The organism is Citrobacter europaeus (genome assembly GCF_037482245.1).
Taxonomy (GTDB): domain Bacteria; phylum Pseudomonadota; class Gammaproteobacteria; order Enterobacterales; family Enterobacteriaceae; genus Citrobacter; species Citrobacter europaeus.
Genome location: NZ_CP148084.1, coordinates 4,421,206 through 4,439,200 on the forward strand (window position 1 = coordinate 4,421,206; position 17,995 = coordinate 4,439,200).

Annotated in this window: 8 protein-coding genes; all 8 read right to left on the reverse strand. The window is 52.0% G+C overall.

The window, feature by feature from the left end:
* Positions 1-13 precede the first annotated feature (13 nt).
* Genes dpdD through dpdE form a run of 8 tightly spaced genes read right to left on the reverse strand, consistent with a single transcriptional unit; the run spans position 14 to position 17,829 of the window.
* Positions 14-2,269 carry a protein DpdD gene (gene dpdD / locus WHR59_RS20755; protein ID WP_338843426.1) on the reverse strand — a complete coding sequence of 752 codons (2,256 nt, stop codon included), beginning with the start codon at positions 2,267-2,269 and terminating at the stop codon, positions 14-16.
* Complete coding sequence (gene dpdK / locus WHR59_RS20760; protein ID WP_338843427.1) at positions 2,266-2,808, reverse strand: phospholipase D-like domain-containing protein DpdK; 543 nt, start codon at positions 2,806-2,808, stop codon at positions 2,266-2,268. Before dpdK ends, dpdD begins: the two co-directional genes overlap by 4 nt.
* A complete protein-coding gene (gene dpdJ, locus WHR59_RS20765) occupies positions 2,805-7,334 on the reverse strand; it encodes a protein DpdJ (RefSeq protein ID WP_338843428.1) in 4,530 nt (1,509 codons plus the stop codon). Before dpdJ ends, dpdK begins: the two co-directional genes overlap by 4 nt.
* 15 nt (positions 7,335-7,349) lie before the next feature.
* Positions 7,350-8,135: a hypothetical protein gene (locus WHR59_RS20770; RefSeq protein WP_338843429.1), complete on the reverse strand. Its 786-nt coding sequence runs from the start codon at positions 8,133-8,135 to the stop codon at positions 7,350-7,352.
* A complete protein-coding gene (gene dpdH, locus WHR59_RS20775) occupies positions 8,132-11,212 on the reverse strand; it encodes a protein DpdH (protein ID WP_338843430.1) in 3,081 nt (1,026 codons plus the stop codon). The genes WHR59_RS20770 and dpdH overlap by 4 nt, the downstream gene beginning before the upstream one ends.
* Positions 11,212-12,120 carry a protein DpdG gene (dpdG, locus tag WHR59_RS20780; RefSeq protein ID WP_338843431.1) on the reverse strand — a complete coding sequence of 303 codons (909 nt, stop codon included), beginning with the start codon at positions 12,118-12,120 and terminating at the stop codon, positions 11,212-11,214. Before dpdG ends, dpdH begins: the two co-directional genes overlap by 1 nt.
* Positions 12,104-14,665: a protein DpdF gene (gene dpdF / locus WHR59_RS20785; RefSeq protein ID WP_338843432.1), complete on the reverse strand. Its 2,562-nt coding sequence runs from the start codon at positions 14,663-14,665 to the stop codon at positions 12,104-12,106. The genes dpdG and dpdF overlap by 17 nt, the downstream gene beginning before the upstream one ends.
* On the reverse strand, positions 14,665-17,829 hold the full coding sequence (dpdE, locus tag WHR59_RS20790) for a protein DpdE (RefSeq protein ID WP_338843434.1): 3,165 nt from the start codon (positions 17,827-17,829) through the stop codon (positions 14,665-14,667). Before dpdE ends, dpdF begins: the two co-directional genes overlap by 1 nt.
* Positions 17,830-17,995: the final 166 nt, after the last annotated feature.

The window sequence follows — 17,995 nt, forward strand, 5'->3', positions numbered from 1 at the left end:
TGTCTTACCTTTACTAGACTTTCAGATAACTACGTATGCAGTCCAGCATACTGGTACTTCCTTTGCCGGAAGGTTGCAGTAAAGGCTTATCCCCTCGTTCTTCTTTTATCGCGTAATAAGCAGAATGTTTAGAACTAAGCCAAGCAAAAATAAATACATCCGCTTCTTTAGCCAATGAACGCAGCATGGTTGAGCCGCCTTTATCGTTGTTGAGGCGAATATCGGCCTGAGGGTAATCGGCTAGTAATTGTGTTTTCACACGCTGCGCTACCGAATCCGTCAATGTATAAATGCCTACTACCTTGTCATTCAATGTTGCTCCGACATGAACCTCATCAGCTTTCTCACCGCTGTCTTCTAAAATCTGATGGGGAACTTCACAGATTAGCCCGCACTCACCAGCAAACTGAGCCAATAGGCTCCACTGCAATTCACTATAGCGGGCTGGGTTGCGGTAAAACATGTTGAGTACCAGATTGAATAATTGTTCTCTGGCAAGTTGGTCAGCAGTCGGGTAGACCAAGAACAGTTCTAGTATATCCAGCCAAGCGCTAGCGCTGGTGGTACCTGAACTCTCGATCATCATCTGCAGATTTTCTATTAATTCGCGGTAATCTTGCGCATTACTGTCGCCCTCTAAATAACCGCGTGCTAGTTCACAGGCAGTAAAGATATCTTCGCGTGAACTATTGTCGTCCAGCGTCAGTTGTTGCAGCAATGCCAACCGGACAGACTGCCAGGAAGAGTTGGTTTGATAGTTATCCAGCCACTCGAGCAGCACTGGGATAGCATCACGCAACACCATACTGGCGCAGTTGTTGGTTTTATCCAGCAACGAAACAAATGCCTCTGGGTTGAAAGCTGCTGCGTTCCATTGGCTGCTGGCCTTTTCTACCGCTTCTATCGCCCCCGACCATTGAGGGTTATTTAGCACTTCCTTCAACCAGTCCTGCCAATTACTGATACCGGCAGTATCCTGTTCTGTTCGTATGGATGGCAGCATCAACTGTAGGGCAATGTAATAACGCTGGAAGGCCGGTTTCGCCAGCAATAAGTCGCGCTCCTGTTGTGCCAGTTGGTGCAGATAACTGACAGCCTTCACAGCAGCTTCTGCACTGCTTACGACCCAGGCACATTTCAAAGCAATGGCTACGCCGCGAGCGCTGACTGGTAGCAACAGTAAGTCATTCAGAACGCTTTCAGGATATTCATCGGCTCTGGCAAGCAATTCATCGGTGCTCGTCGCCGGTAGGGAGTCCACTGCAACGGCCGGGAATGCTTCCAGCAACCGGCGGATCCAGTGCCGGTCATCGTCTGTTGCATCCTTCATACCGGCAACCACTTGTTGTGCCTGTTCCCTCAGTCTTGCCGGATCACTTTGTGTGTCAGAAAGTAACCACAGTAGGATATTTTTGATCGCCGATGGTGTGTTGATACCCTGGGTCACTAGGAACAGGCGCGGTACGTTCTTCACCAGCAAATTATTAAATGCTTGTCGTTGGGCGGCGAGGTCGCTCAACTGCTCATACTTCAGCAGAAACTGCTGATAGAAGACCGTCATCACTTCTTCAGCCAACACCAACGGGTGCGGCATATCCAAGACCTGCCGCAACTGAGTCGAATCTAGCAGGCTTTTGGCATCACCTTCCAGAGCCATGCAGCGCAGTTCGATAAACAGTTCGTTAATATGGCCTATGCCACCAGCTTCACGTAGTTCCTGAAGATAGAGGCGAGTCTGCGGCACGTCACGACGACGCAAGGCGGAACGGACATCACGCAGAATACGGCCACGCGGGCGCAGAAGTATGAGCTGGTGACTCGGGCGGCTGGCGAGTTGTTGGCGCAACCGCTCTATGCCATTGAAAATCTCAGGGATCCTCGACAGAGAAAGCGAGCTAAATTTATATACTCTATCGCTATAGTGGTCTATCAACGCTTTTTCCACCGGATCGCTCGGATCCAGCATCGTGCGCTGGCGGTTAAAGTCTGACCAAGAGGTGCCGACGTGCGCGTCTAATAACTCGCGCAACTCCGCATAGTCTCGTTCCTCATCGGCCATTGCATACCAAGTGACTTTGTCGTTGCTGCCCTTTACAACGCGCGGAAGGATCACCGGGAAGCATCCGTTGCGGACATCGTCAAGCCAGGGGGTCAACCGCTGTTGGGTTGATGCTTCTAGCAGGCCACCCGCGATTTTTTCCCAAGAGATAATATTGTTTTCTCTATGGAAAAAGGTTCGCAGGAACTGTTCGCTATCAGCGCTGTTCATTGCACACCTCCCTGTGCCGGTTGGTAAAAGTCGTTAAATGCTAACAACGCCTGCACAATGGCGGTTTTGTCTGTGGTCAAGTTAATCTGTTCATCGTTGATCACGATCCCGCCGATCGTCAGATTCATTGAGCCGCTTAGGAAGAAATGATCTCCGAGGAACCCTTTAGTATGCAGCACTTCTTTCTGACCAATGTACAGGCTACCCAGCATGCCGTAGTTGGCGACGCGTTCGGTTAACTGGCGGATAAAGCGTGCATTATGCTGGGTTTCGTTGGTCATCACTTTAAGCGTACCGCCGTTGGCTACCGCACGCGCCAGCAGTTCGGAGGTCTGCACCTGACGCTGTCCCCAGGCCGGTTCGAGGTAGTCGAAACGGCCGGTGCGATTATCCAGCAGGTCGAGGTCGGTGATCCACGGCGAGACAATCCACAATTCCGTGCTGGGCTGAGCGATCTCCGCTACCAACAAGGAGCTGAGTACATCAAGAACTTCACTCTGGCGTGAGGTCCTGGATTTAAAGATACGACGGGTATTCATTGGATCGCCTCCGGAATTTCAATCATAGCGAAGGTGACATTGCTGTGGCGGCGCAGGGCACTGACGCGCGGGTAGAAGAACAACCCATACATTTCTACTGGGGTGACTAAAAGAGTGGCGATGGCTCCATTTATCGCATCGCCCGGTTTGGCCACTAACTCGCATTTGCCATTATTTTCCAGATGCTGGTGACACTGCTGCATCCAGTCTGGTTGGCTGAGATCCACCTGAGCACAACTATGCTGCACCACATGGGCCAGCAGGAGGCGCTCGGTTGGCCCGGCAAAGCTGTAAGGGTTGTACCAAGTTAGCCAGCTATCACGAATGGTATACCCACGTGGCCACAGTAGGCCATTACAGGTATTTAAACGCCAAGTCTCCAAGTTGTGCTGCCCATGGCTCGCTTGTTGTAGTTGCTGGTCAAGCGCGCTGGACTGACTACAGGTAAAGGCATAGACACGCTGTGGTAGTTCAATGCCAAGTCGCTGCTCCTGCTGTCGCCAATCCTGTTGCAGCTGCAGTAAAAAGACGTCGCTACTGGCATCGGTCCCCGGCCGTAATAGGCGGGTGTTGATCGCCGACAGGAAACTGTGGCTGGTCATAAAGCCGCTGCGCTGCAATTCTCCCAGCAAGTTGCGCTGCGCCTGAACCCGGCTGGCATGATTGTTGGCAAGGCGCATTTCGTTCATACACGCAGGCAGAGATGATGCCGGGTTTACCATGGTTTGCAGCAGATGCCAGACGTTATTGTCCATTGTTTCGTAGTTGCCTGGACTGAGGTTAAAGTCTAGCAACTCGAAGAAACTGCGCGGATCTTCACGGTAAATCTGTTGGATCTTCTCAACGATACCGCCACCGCCCACGGTGGTTTCCGACAGCCAGATTTCGCGCTGGTCAGGCGCGAGCAGCGCAGTGCGCACCGGCCCACCGTTGAGGTCAAGGATTAGGTCGTTGTCGTCGGCATCTGGGCACAACTGCATAGCGGTTTGTAGCAGCGCCGCACCCAGTGTGTTGGTGAAGTTGAGGGTCAACCACTCCAACCAGGTGTTATCCAGCGGTTGCCACAGCAGTTCCACCCAGTCGGCAATTCTTGCCATCACCGGAGCCTGGGACAACAGTTCACGCAAGCTTTGCTGTAGATCCTGCTCTATCTCTTCACCGGTCTGCGCATCATACAACGTCTGGAAGATTCGAGCAGGAACGTCAATCAAGGCGATCCCTGCGCTGTTGTGTTCCATTGCGCGGAACGCCTGCTCCAGGGTGCAGTTTTTCAATACTGCTTCGCTGCCAATACCTGCCAGGACAGTTTCTGCCAGCCAACCGCCGAGGAAAGTATTGACACTGATTGCCTCGTCGTTGCTGACTTCATACAGGAAGCGCGCTGTGCGCAATCCGGCCACCAGTTCACGGTTGTTGCTGATGCTAGCGAGATCAAAATTAGGTAACCGACACTGGAATTTTATCGCATCTACCCACAGCGAGAAGCCGAACGCAGCGGGTTCGCCTTGGTGTTCAAATTTGAAGTCAATCTGCAGGTCTTCACGCTGGTCACTGAATTTAATATTGGCACGTGATCCGCTGGCAAAGCGCACGGCTTCGATCGGACAGTGCTGCTGGTGGCCGTAAAATTCCACCTGCTGGAAAATATCCTGCCAGTCATTGTTGGATGGCACTTCCGCAGGGATGCCGTTCTGAGGTGGACGGATCTCGCTGTGCCAGTTAAGAAACGCGTTTGAGGTTTCACTCAATTTAAGGTCATCTGGCGGCGTGCTTGCAGTCACTTCCCAGGCGCGGAAGCAAGAGATAACCTGCATGCCAGTGCGAGTGGTAATGTGACAATCGGGCATGGACTCCCGTTTGTCTGGCGGGCAGTAATCATCAATCGGGAATGGATGCGAACCATCTTTCAGCTCGAGTTTTTTCGGCACTAGCCAGTGGCATTCGCGAATGTTTTTGATGGCAAAGCGCTTGCTGATACGCCCCGGGGCAAAATCTTTCATCCCCTGCAGAATCGGCATGCTGTGCGCATCGGGTTCCTGACCGACTTCACCTAGCAGGTTAATCTGTAACTCCGGCAGGCAGAGGTCGTTAAACAACGCGGACGGTATAAAATCAGGCATCGGCGTGCTTTTGCGGCAGTTATCGGCCTGCTCAATGCCAAGGCGCGACCAGTTGGAGCGCAGTCTTCTAAGTACCGTAGGAAGAAACGCGGTCATAATCGCGCGCGGGGGTTGCCACAGCAATGACTGCAGCAGTTTTTCGTCCTTAATCCCCAGAGCTTCAGCCAACCATGAGTTAAACTCCTGCTGGGTTTTCTGGCTGTTCAGAAGGTCTTCAATCAGATCGGCCAGCTTTGACTGAGCTTCAGATGGCTTACCTTTGTCCTGCGGGATGGATAGGTCATCCCAAATACCACGATTCCACTGATTAAGATACTCGTTACGGCTGGAGAGCCAGTCCATAGTGGCAAAGGCCGCCTGCATACGCAGTACGTAACTGTTGCCGACCGGCAGTTGGCGCGCCTTTAGTACCGGCTCAAAGAGGTTTTCGTAGCACTGAAATGCCATGCGATCACGGCCATAGTCGGACAGCACAACCACGGTCCACGGGCGCATGGTTCGTTGACGTCCAGCACGTCCTTTACGCTGCAGGAATTGGGCATTATCGCGCGGGGCTTTATGCTGGATAACGGCACCGACGTTCGGGTCGTTAAATCCGACCTCAAGTGACGCGGTAGCGACAATCAGATCCGCTGCATGGTCGACGCCAGCATCCTGCGAAGAGGTGCGCTTAACGTTGCTGCGGTCAGCAGAATCGAGTGTATGGCCAATCATTTTAGCTAACGGCCACTGCTGACCAAAGGTAAATTTCTCTTCATTTGGCGCATCGCCGCGCAGCATCGCCAGCGGTTCTTTTTTGGCATTGATATTGCCATTCGAGTAACGACCCTCGGCATCCAGTAGCTGGAAATAGAGGCGGTTAATGACGTCAATATCATCTGTAAATACAAAACTGCGCGTGCCGTACATTCCGTTGCTGACCGGCACTGCGGCGTTGTCGAGCATACGCCTGGTTAGCATGGAGGCCTGAATGGTGGTGGACAAAAGGCTAGAGCGGGACGCCGGGTCGCCACGTAGAGCCAGCATATACTCCGCGCCCTCTGTCTCCATATCGTCTTCGATCGGACTAACTTCCGCCACTAGGTACTCTTCCAACCCGGTTAACGAAGCCATAAAGCGTGTCGCCTGCTCCAACGTTGCGGACAGCCCAACAAAGTGCGGTGTAGCACCGGACAGATGCCGCCAGCGGCGGATCAGCATGCCGTTCTGTGCACCACTGACGCCGGAATAGGTATGCACCTCATCAAGCAGCATCATCGATGGCGGGACGACATTTTTGCCGATGCCAAACAGCGATGCCAGAAACGGGTTGCCCATCTGCTTATTCAGCATTTCGGTGCTGGTAAACAAAATATCTGGCAGCTCGATCTTCATACGCTTACGCGTCAGGATCACTTCATCAGGCTCGATGGTCTGCTTACAGCTATCGCAATGCAGACGTTCAAAGCTGTTTTCAAGATCAGCGGTGCGCCAGACCATTTTGCCACGACAGCTATCCGTCGGGCAGGGAATATACTGGCAGGACATGCCGTCACGATGCCGGCTCCAAGCCGTTTTCATGTAATCACGATAAATCGCGTCTTTATCTAGCGGGACCATGCCGAAAAGAGCGGCGATACGTACTTTGCGCACGCCTTTTTCTTCCAGCAAACCGTTCAGTTTACGTACCTGACGCAGCGTTTCGATAAACTGATCTTTCAGCAGTTCATTGCGAGGGTAAATTGCTAGCGCCTTTACCGCATCTTTTCTTTTGGCGACCAGTTCACTGCCGATAAAGGTCAGAGCAGGCAGATAGAACGCCAAAGTTTTACCAGTCCCAGTTCCGGCGCAGACAATGGTAGCAGTCGAGCGGTGCTGGCTCTGCTGCAATCCGCGCAGTACGTTTTTGCAGGCTTCTTGTTGAAAGTAGGCGAGGTTGTACATTCCGCTCGAGTGGCTGAGCAGGGCCGATAGTAACTGGCGGTGCGTAGAGGTAAAACCTGCTATTTCATCAAGTTGCTGCAAAACTTCAGCAGCCTGCTGGTTACGCTTCGGGTATTTGCGTTGGCGGCGTAAGAAGCGATAGTCAGACACCAACGTCGATGCGGTACGCCAGTTATTATTAAGGCCGTGCTTAGGAAACATCTGGCGCAACTGGCTGTAAAGGCGCACTGCCTCCGCCATGCGGGTACGAAACACCGAAACACCATTTTGCTGGTGACGCAGTAGCAATCCACGATCGATCATAACTTTCGCTATGCCGAAGCTTGTAAGGCCTCCGGCGTCGAGCGGGAAGCTCTGTAGAACCTGAGTGATGATATTGCTCAACTCGATCTGAGTGAAAAAACCTTGGGTGTTACCCCAAGTGAGCAATACCGACTCCTGCGACTCCAACTCATCAAGCACTGCGCGAATAATCTGTTCCATTGAAACTACGGCTCCTTATAGACGTCTTATACGATAGCGCGTCGGGTCGTCTTCTTCAGTCAGCCAACTAAGTACATTAGGCGTCAACATATCGAGCGTGGCACCTTGCCCAGATACGGCTTTGAGGAAGAGATTGACCTCTTCCGGCACGTCCAGCTTGAGTGCATCGCGCTGGTGGCAAAGTTGCTCATGCAGAGCGATTATGGCCTCAACTTCGTCAGCAGTTTTTGGCAGCCCACGACTACTGTTGGTGAACTGAGCGACAAGGTCACAGTAGTGCTGTTGTACTTTTCGTTGCCCTTCCTGATGAGCAAGGTTGCTGAAAAGCCTCTGGTCCACTTCCCACTGCGCTTTTAACGTACGGATGTATTCACGCCACGCAGTGCTGGTATGTTCATTGAGAGTACTGGCTAAGCGCTCAATTTCCAAAACCAGCAGACCAAACTCCTGGGCTTGAGCAACATCGTATGTACGCGCCCTGTACTGCTGAAGAAAGGCCGTCAGCAGGGCCTGTGGATTGCCAAATGTTTCGCGGTCAAACAGGCCAACAATTGGATTACCGCTCTCACTATCGCAAACCTGTCGTAGCAGCAGATAGCTCGTGAGGATCTGCGCTAGTTTTTTCGCCGGGGCATCGATTTTTTGCGCCACCTGCAGCAAGCTATTGCGTATCTCCTGAGCCTTTTTCAGTTGCTGATGGCGCTCAAGGCGCGTTTTAAATTCACCGCTGCGCCGTGCAAAAACGCTAATCTCTTCCGACGCGCTGGAGATTACCACTTCACTGATGCTTACTTCACTCATGCTAAGTTTTTCTCCAGCAGCGCTAACTGTTCAGTCAGCCTTGTCAGGGTCTGTGCGATCTCATTTTCGGCTCCCTCAATTTGGTCGCCGCCCTCATCACGGTGTCGCTGCTGCAGATGGCAGCCGGTAGCATCTTCGAACTTGCTCCAGGCTTCCAGCAGTTGCCGAAATGCCTCGTATTGTTTGCCGTTGACGGCAAGAATTTCCCTCATCAGAACCTGAGGTTTATCGGCTGGCAGAGTCAGTTTCTCCAGTTGTCTGATCTGGTTTTTCAACTCCAGTTCTTTCCAGCCCTTCAACAACTTCAGCAGAACCGGCACTGTTTCACCCACAGGGCGGACGACATCAGCGCTGTTCGCCAATTCGACTATCTCCTTCATGATGTCACAGATATTAACTGCTGCCAGACTGGAGCCTTTGCCATCGCTCAGGCGTTCAGTAATGCCCTCCTGAGTCTTCAGCAGCAGAGCCCGGTAACTACCCAGTCTGTTTTTGACTTCGTGGATCTTACTCGGTCGTTTCCCGGCGGCGACTTGTTGGCTTTTTGCCGCTTCCACCAACATTAATCCGTTGATGGCATAAGGTTGGGCGCCTGACTTTTTCGCCGCAGTAAGCGCGATCAAACGCTCGCGTAGGTTCCGGTGTTCATCGATCACGCTAGCTCGCGACTGGGTTAAGAAGTCGTCCAGCAGCGGATGACTTTCGTCCGTAGACTGTGGTTCTGTTAACAGGGCTTGCACTAGGGTGGTCGAGACTGGAGATGAAGAGCCATCCAGCCCAAGGAAGGCACAACTCAACTGTAGGTCTTTGACAATATTGGAAAGCTCCTCGCGTTCTTCCTGCAACACGGTGAATTTTATTTCTGCTTCAATACGGTCGACAAAGTTATGGAAGGCAGCGTAATCGATCTCACTACCTTCGAAATCCCAGTTCTGGTAAAGGTTGAAGCGTGCCATCGCTAAGCAGGCGCTGTACAGCTCGGGAGTATCTTCAAGCGTCACAAGCGGGCGCGACTGATTACCCACCAGCACGCGGGGTAAGTGGATCCTTCCTTGGTTTTTTGCTGAACTGGCCGTGAGCGAGGTTTGGATCAGCTCAGTTGACCAGTCAATACGCGCAATCAACGCTTCAAGTAACCACTTACGGATATCACGCGCTTTGGCTTGATCGAGCGTGTTGCCCTGGTTCCATTTTTCCAGCGCGGCTTTCCATTCCTGGATGGCTGGAGCTTCATCGGATGGCAGTGGATCATCGCCTCCGGGTGGCAGTGGCCCCTTGCCTCCGGGTTGTCGTGGTGGTCGTGGTGGTGGTGGTGGTGGTGGTGGATCACCCAACAACTCTGCCGCCTGCGGCAGGCCAAATTCTTCACAGATGGCTGGTGTCAGGCCAACCAAGTGGGCACTGTTACCGCCCCAAATGGCCAGAAGTGAATTGACCCGATCGGGCTGGCTAACACCGGACAGGCGCACCCTTTGCTGAAGTTCCTGACCACAAACAATCCCTTCATATCCTGACGGTGGGAATTGCCCATCAAGATAGCTCTGGCGATAATTTTTTAGCGGTTCACGCAGGATAGCATTCAGTATATTTCGCGGGACAAAAACTAACCCGTGTTCTTTATCCTGACAGTGGCGTTCAACCAACTGTCCAATTGCTTCCGGATTAAACGGAAACAGTGGATGGCCGTGACTGCTTTGGCCGAAACTCGCCAGCGCGGGCGCAGCAGATTCGTTTTCCAGTACCTCCTGATCCTGCCATACCGGAGTTTCCCGATAGCGCTGCCCATCCTGCTGGTGGTGATATTTTTCCAGCGCAACAGCACCATGGCGGGCCGCGTTAAGATAGCGACCGCAGAAGTCAACAACACGTTTTTTCAGTGATGTATCACTTTCGCTGGCATGCTGTTGCTGAATCACCCATTCATAGCGGGCACGGGTGCCCAAAGTATTACGGTGACGCTTAAAGCTGTCGTGGCCCTCGGTCACTGCAATAATAGAGTTCAGAGTACACAGCACCTTTTTGCCTTCGTACTCCTCCTCTTCCAACAGACAGTCGATCAGCACGTCCTCAATCGCTGAGGTGGCAGCTAAATCTTCCACCAGTAAGATAAGGCTGCGGTCTTCTGCCAGCAACTGGCGGCGAATCATGCGCATCAGGTCCTGGAAACTGGCCCGGTTAAAGCTGAACAATTCTCCAAAGGTATCCCCCAGCGCCTGAGGGATCACTTCGTTGACAACGCGAGCCGCTGCTTGCTTTTTTTCATCGCTGGTAAGCAACTGCTGGTTGACCAAGTAGGGGAACACTGCCGATGAAACTTGCCTGAGATTCAGGCCACTGAAGGTAAAGTCTTCCGAAGACATTTCATAACGCAGGTTGGCAATACTGTCGTCGTCAGCCCCCTTACAGAAGCGCAGCGCAATATTGTGCAAGCAGGCTCCAGGATCGGTAAAATACTGCGTCATCACACTGTCAAAAAAAAGCGCGGGGAGCCGAGTTGATGCTGCGTGTTGTTGGATTTCTTTCAGCTTTTTTTTTCTGCTTTCGTCCAGCTGAATTTTCCCCATTTGCTCCTGTTGCAGCTCTTCTACGGCAGACTTCCAAGCTGCGTTCAGTGCCTGACGCAGCTTGAGAGCTATATGTTCAGCCACATTTTCGGGGATCAACTGCTGCCCAACCCCGTTTACCTTCTCGCGAATACTCTGATACTGCTCACCGTTGAGGTCTTCTAAGATGGTAGTAAGCACGCGTGGTAATGACGCATTTTTTGGAATACGAATAATATGATATTTCGCGTGATCTTCTCGACGTTTGAGCTGAGCATGAACCCAGCGCACTAGATGGGATTTCCCCACACCAGAAGCCCCAATCAGCGGCAATGGACGATTATGTTCAAGCAGAAAGTCTAGCAGCGCCCCTTCCCCCACCTGAATGACCTTACCACTGTGAAACTCGACGCGGTCGAGATGCATAGATTCATGAACCGCCAGCAATTGGCTGTCGGCTAGTGACTCGGCTTCAGTCAGGATGCAGGCGGCAACGTTCTCCTCGCCGGGCCAGTAGCTCTGTAATTGTGGCATCAGTTGGTTCCTGAGCTAGTCAATGTAAGATGGGTCACGGTACGCAACACACTCCCTTTTCTGCCGGTTAACTGCATTGCGCCGCTGGCGTCAGACTCCGCCTTCATGTTGATTATCCCGGAGAGTTGAAGCCGCAGCAGCGCGCGCGACAGCGAGGTCGAAATTCGGTTAGCGCTGAGTGGTTGCCAGCCATGCAGGCTGATACGGTCCTCTACCTGCTGTCGGTAGGTGCCACCGTCAAGCACCGGGAGTGCCTGTTTCAGACGTTGCAACGCTTCGCCGATGGTCAGTTGTTCGCCTGGCCGCATCAGGAACGGTAACTCTTCCCGGATGGCATCGGTGGGGTCGATGGCGTAACTGTCGCGGGTAATTTTCTGGGCGTAGCCCAGCCAGTTTAGATAGCCAGGAACAATCGGAACTTCGTTAGTTTTATTGATACGGAAATCGGGCAGAAACTGATTTACCAACGCTTCCAGGTTACGCGTGCTGATATCGGCGTTGTTATACACATCCAGTGCCAACAGCAGCGCTGCGAGCAGGGTGAGGTCAACGGCACGTTGATCGCGTGAACTTAGGTCACTGTTATTTTCCGGAGACTGTAAGCAGCGGCGTGCAGCCTGCCGCAGCGGCATATTTTTTGTGCTGAAATAGTTCGAGTTAAGGCTGATTTCAGTTGTATCGTCTACCGATTCTTCCGACAGTATACCTAGTTCCAGCCACGCTCTTAATTCCTGGGGCGCTTTACCTCTTGCATCCGGTGCGTCACCCGTTTGCAACGTTTCCGGTGCACAGAGCGCCATCAGTTTTTCACGCGGCAGCGTGTTTTTTGTGCTGGCTTTCAGCACCTGATAAAATGCGGCCAGCACGGCATACTGACTGCCTCCGTGGGCATTATTGATAATCGACACGGTCTAGTTTCCTTTGAAGTTGTTCGATAGTGATCCAATTGTGATTATCGAGGTGAACGTAATGCGCCCCTCTGGGGTGGTGGGGATCGGGCATATCATGCGGGATCAATGTCAACTGCAATGGTGCATGTGTGAATGGAGGTAGGTAGCCACTGGTGCAATACTCTGGCGTAGGAAGTACCAATTCAGCCAGTTCACTCATCACATCGTTATCCGCCACCGGTTCGCCGCCTACAGGCAATTCGTCGCTCAGCAGGGTCAGGCGCTCACCACGCGGGATGACACGGAATACGTTATGTAGCAAGGCAGGTTCCGACCATATGCGCTGGACAACCCCTGCGCGATGCAACTGTACTAGCAACGTCGCGATACGGTGATACCAGCCCTCACGTTCCCATTCATCATCAGTCACCTCAGGGTAGGTAATAAAGCAACTGGAAAAGGACAGCCCGCTCAACTCCTGCCAACGACTTAACACATGCTCTGAAGGCGAAGATACTAACGGGTTGAGTTGAAGCGGTGGAGGGATCACATAACCGCTGTTCAACATCTTACTCTTACGGCACGCGGGGCAACCGCCGCAGGCGTGGCCCGGTGAAAATTCCATCAAGGAATAGAGGTCCACCAGAGTCTCACACAGAGGGATAAGCTGGGGGGTGTGCAGCCAGTTGATTAACGCATTATGGTTAGCTCTTGCCGCTTCCCGAGTCTCTTCACGTGAAGGAATAATGTGCGTGTTCCATAACGCTTCCCCTGTATGGTTACCGATCAGGATGCGCACCACCAGAGAGTTTTGATTCTTTTGCAAGAGGCATTCCAGTGCCGCTTCATAGTGACTGACATCGGCAAACGTGCTTTTATCCGGCGGGCTTTGCAGGTCAGTATCCAGTTCTAACACGCCTGCGCGCACCATCATCAGTACAGTACGCAGATTCCACAGTTGGTTTTCATCGCTATGGAAACTAAGATTGACATGAATCCTTCCAATATCAATACGATATAAGTTATCCCCTATGTGTTCTCTCCTTTCCCACAGCGTTTTCCAGCGTTCCAGGCCCAATTCACGACCAATGAGTTTCTGAGAAGAGAGCCGTTTTGCTAGGCTGACATCCTGATGTTCATAAATCAGAAGTGATGTGCAAGCAAAACCATCGCGCCCACCTCGCCCTACTTCCTGATAGAAACGGTCCATATTTTCTGGCACGGTGGCGTGAATTACCGTACGCACGTCATTTTTATCCATACCAACGCCGAACGCCGAGGTGGCAATCATGATATCCAGCTGATTTTTATTCCATTGCTCCAGCAGACTCTGACGTGCAGGCTCCGGCGTATTACCGGTAAATGTAGCAAGCCGCTGATACCCCTGATCCCGCAGAATCTGCGCCCACTCTTCAGCTTCTTCCGGTCGCGTCACGTAGAGGATTAGAGGCCGCGGTGCATGTGCCAACGACTGCAACACCTTATCCTGTTTATCACTATGGTCTGTCGCCCGATAGCACCAGTAAGCCGGCTCAGGGCGCAAATGGCTAGCGTGGACCTCGATCATCTGCTGATCGAAAGTATCACGCAGAGTTTTACGGCTAGCTTCGGTGATGGTCGCGCTCATAAGCAACGTAGAACATGGTGTTAACTTCGCTTCACGACTGATGCGTTTAAGCCCGCGGATTAATCCACCTAACTGCTGGAAATGCGGACGAAAGCCATTGCCCCAACTGGCGACAATATGCGCCTCATCGACGATAACATGGCGTAGGCCGCCTTGTTTGGCCGCTTCAAAAAGGGCAAACTGCAGTGAGCCACAGGCAGCTTCGGGAGATGTGACGATCAGTCTCTGTTCCCCGACTCTAATACGCTGACGCGTATCACTTTTATCCTGCGCCGGCAAGTCGCTGTACCAAGCAGAGACCGATTCAGCTCGAGCACCGGCTTCGCTTAACAGTTCGCGGAATCTACTTGTTAGCTCCATCACCAGCGCAGTTGTTGGCGCTATCAATAGGCACAAAGCCCCCTGCGGCGGAGCCATTAATGTCAGTACCTGAGCCACCAACGTCTTACCAGTGCCGGTGGGCAAATTAACCAGCAGCGTACTGCCCGGCGGGGCGAACAGCGCCCGGCGTACCGCATCTCGCTGGCCTGGAGCTTGGTAGTAATCAAACTTCAAAACTGGGCGCAGGATATGGTCCATCGGCACTCGTGTGTCCTGGCGACGTAATTGGTGCAGATCGTTATCAAGAAAAGGTGTGATATCTCCCTGTTCCAGCCACTGCGGGCACCAGGCAGGACCAGCACTGAGCAAAAAGGTGTGACCTAGTCGTTGACAGTGAATACCGCTGGCTTCCCACTCTCCCAGACTTGGCCAACCAGGGTAGCTATCATCAGGGACCGTCAACTCGTTATCGCTGTGGTGGGAATATTTTTCCAAGTATAGCCAGTCACGAATTAGCGCCCGGCGATCGAGATGCCCGGCGGTCGCATCCGGAAGCAGGCACTCCTTCAATGCTGATGTAATACTAGATTGCTCAATCAGTTGCGCCAGTTTCATCAGAGCTGTGAATCCTTGTGCAGTAGGGCTTCTGACGCAATGATTAACGCACGTGTTGCCAAGGTGGTGATCTTCGGCCACGTAATACCATGGCGCAGCGTCTGCCCGGTCTCCTGCTGGTCAGCGTGGTGTAGCAAGGCGCTACTCAAATAATTTTCTAGGCGGCTTAAGCCGAGAGCCTGTTGTGCGGCGAACTGGCCCACCGCCAATTGCTGGGCAATACTGTAGCTATCATTACACCAAGTTCGCCACTCTTTGGCACTGAAACAATGGGCAATCTGCGTCCAACGCTGTTCATTCAGGTTAAGGTGACGCCCGCCACGCTTCTGCGGAGAATAAGGCTCATCCAATATAGTCATTACGTCCGCATCGGTGATGTGCTCACCCGCCTGGTTCAGCCATAGGGTCATGGTTTGAGGTGGCATCAAATAGTCAGCCAGGCGCTGTTGCGCTGGAGTGTTAACATCGGCCTCAATCAGGAAATCGTAGCGGAAAAAAATTTTTTGCTCTTCACCCATCCCGGGTGTGATGCGTAGAACCGCGCTAGCTATACCACGCTCTTCATAATCAAGCAGTCGCAGGATGGCATCGTGGAAAGGTTCGCCTAGCCGTGCAGGGCGGATGTTACCTTGAGTAGAATCTGAGCGCCTATAGCTCAATGGCCAAGTCACAGGAGAATTTCCGCCTGACTTGTTGAGATCGAAGCCGAGCAGGCAGTGTTTTTGTAAGCGCTGGGGGCTGACTAAGGTACCAGCATTCCAATCCCCCGGATTGAAACGATACCGGAGTGCTGCCGGAGTATCCTCATCCCGGATAGCATCAAATTTCAAGACCTTACCCAACAGATTACTCGCGCATTGGCGGAATTCGTCTTCATTCTCATCGATCTCCGCCAGCGCATCAGCATACTCCCTGGCTTCGATGATATCGTCGTCGATTTGCAAAAGGACTTCCTGCATTTCGATTCGCTGTTTTTCTTCTGCCAAGCGACCATCCTCACCCGCCAAACGTGCGCTAAGCTGTATCATGCTCTCTTCTCCTAACGGATAGAGATTGGCGCTAAGCCATTGTAACTCTTCATCAACCAAGTATTGCAAACTGGCAATTGAATCTTCGAATACGTTGAAAACATTATTTAGAATAGCCAGCCACTGATTTTGTAGGTCTTCTGCTTCACTCACCAACGCGATACTGAGGATGGAGGTCGCATTCTCATTCGCACAATACCGATTCAAACGACCAAGGCGCTGTTCCATGCGATTAGGTGAAAGCAATAGATCATAATGCAGCGCAATTTTACGACCACCATGCAAATTGACACCTTCTTCAGCCCGACGATCGCACACCAGGATCTGGCATTTGCTTCCCTTGCCAAAGCGAATTTCTTTATCAGGGTTATGGCGCTGGATTTTACCAATGAACGGCATCATCAAGTCAGTAAAGACTTGATCTGCCACCCAAGGCTGATCGCAGAACACCACAATGTAAGGGAGTTCTTTAGCGTTGCTGTCCAAAAGTAATTCCAGTACTTCAGTTAAGCGCTTACGCTTGCTATCACGCTCCATGATGCAACGGTCTACCAACTCCTGCAGGATAATCTTCTCACCGTCAAACAACGGGTGCTGCAACAACGCGAGTTGTGATTCACTGTAGAGGAAACCTTGTGTAGCACTTAGCGACTGCTGCTGTAAACGGCTGGTGGCGAGTCGTGCCAGCAGTTCCGGCGTGGCGATGGCGGCTTCAAACAGTAACTGGTAAATTGAGGCAAACGTCGAGTCCTGTGGATGCAGCATAACTGCCGATTCTCGCCAGGCGATCATCATGTCGTTGTTGGTGTCCGTGGCGGTGTATTTTTTCAGTGACAAGCCCGACAAACCGGGCATGAGGATGCTGATACCAGGACTGCTACGGCGGTTGCGCAGTAGGCGATGGTGAAGACGGTAACGGTTACCTATGTAGTGTCGGATTGTATTGATCAGGTGATCGCGCGTTTCACTCCGCTCAGGCTGCAGCACATCTAAATGGGGGAGCAACTGCGCAACTTGTCCGTGAAGAACTTCATCCTCCGGAAATAATTCGATCAAGGCATGTAGGTTCTCTTCCAGCGTCATGTTGTCGTTATCACAGTTAAACGCGTAGAACAGTGAACCTATCTCTTCGCGTTTCTGGATACGCTGCTGAAATTTCAGCAGGCCAGTTTCAGTCAGCTGATAATTATTGGCATCCAGCAGATGCAGCATGGCTAGGAAGTTCTTTTCGTTACCGGTCACGGGCGTTGCCGACAGCAGCAGCAATTTTGCGCTTTGTTGTGCCAGTTGGCTAACGCTGGCGTACTGCTGCTCATGCTCTGCGTCCCATGCCCAAGCACCGACCTGATGAGCCTCGTCAATTACCAGCATATCAGGGCAGAATGGCAGCGGACTCTCCTCGTTAAAGCATTTTATATCAATGATATGGATCGACTCGTTCAGCAATTCCCCTAGGTGGAAACGTGCGGAAAGTTCCTGCTGCCACTGGCGGTGAAGAACCTTGGGTGCCAAGATCACCACGCAGTGAGAGAACTGATTTTCCGTGACGTGTTGCCGCACGATCAGCCCAGCTTCAATGGTTTTCCCAAGGCCGACTTCATCTGCAAGTAGATAGCGCTGAATGGGGTCAGATAACACCCGACGAGCGACGGCCAACTGGTAAGGTTCGAGTTCAATACTGGACGACAGCGAAGAAGTAATCCCAGCACAAGCGTTGCGTTGTTTCAGCATCTGATGCTGATAAGCTAGACGAGCATCTTGCCAGAAGGGAGTATAGGTAATGCGCTCGGCCAGAAGGGCCGCAGCATCGCTGATAGGGCGATCCCAGCGTACAAAGATATCATTTAAGCTGACGTCTTCCTGCTGCTTGTTAGGAAAATGCAAACGCACCCCTCCAGGCACGGCACCAACAACACGTGCAATCTGCCAGTGTGCAAGCTCGTAGTCGTAGCGATATACCAGACTTTCCGCGTAGAGTTCGGCTTTTTTTAGGTGTTTTACTTCGACAGTTTGCTCTATACCTTCATAATTTACGGGAGAATCGAAATACTTAATAAGAGCATCATTATTGTTAATGCGAATAAGTTTGCCGATTCCATAAGGCGAGTCAACGAGGTCGCCTGCTTCAAGGGGCATATATCCATCCATAAATTTGCTGTGCGTAACAGAGATTTCACAACCCTTTGGTTAATTGGGATTTTTTATACGTATAATATCACTGAATACAAGGACAATGTCATACACTGCAACCCGTGCAGATGATTGTCAAGGAGGGAGATCACGGTTACTAGTCTACTATGAC

Bases quoted from the DNA above. Each gene is read 5' to 3' on its own strand.
- WHR59_RS20770 (WP_338843429.1), bottom strand. From the start codon at position 8,135: ATGAGTGAAGTAAGCATCAGTGAAGTGGTAATCTCCAGCGCGTCGGAA.
- dpdD (WP_338843426.1), bottom strand. From the start codon at position 2,269: ATGAACAGCGCTGATAGCGAACAGTTCCTGCGAACCTTTTTCCATAGA.
- dpdH (WP_338843430.1), bottom strand. From the start codon at position 11,212: ATGCCACAATTACAGAGCTACTGGCCCGGCGAGGAGAACGTTGCCGCC.
- dpdF (WP_338843432.1), bottom strand. From the start codon at position 14,665: ATGAAACTGGCGCAACTGATTGAGCAATCTAGTATTACATCAGCATTG.
- dpdJ (WP_338843428.1), bottom strand. From the start codon at position 7,334: ATGGAACAGATTATTCGCGCAGTGCTTGATGAGTTGGAGTCGCAGGAG.
- dpdE (WP_338843434.1), bottom strand. From the start codon at position 17,829: ATGCCCCTTGAAGCAGGCGACCTCGTTGACTCGCCTTATGGAATCGGC.
- dpdK (WP_338843427.1), bottom strand. From the start codon at position 2,808: ATGAATACCCGTCGTATCTTTAAATCCAGGACCTCACGCCAGAGTGAA.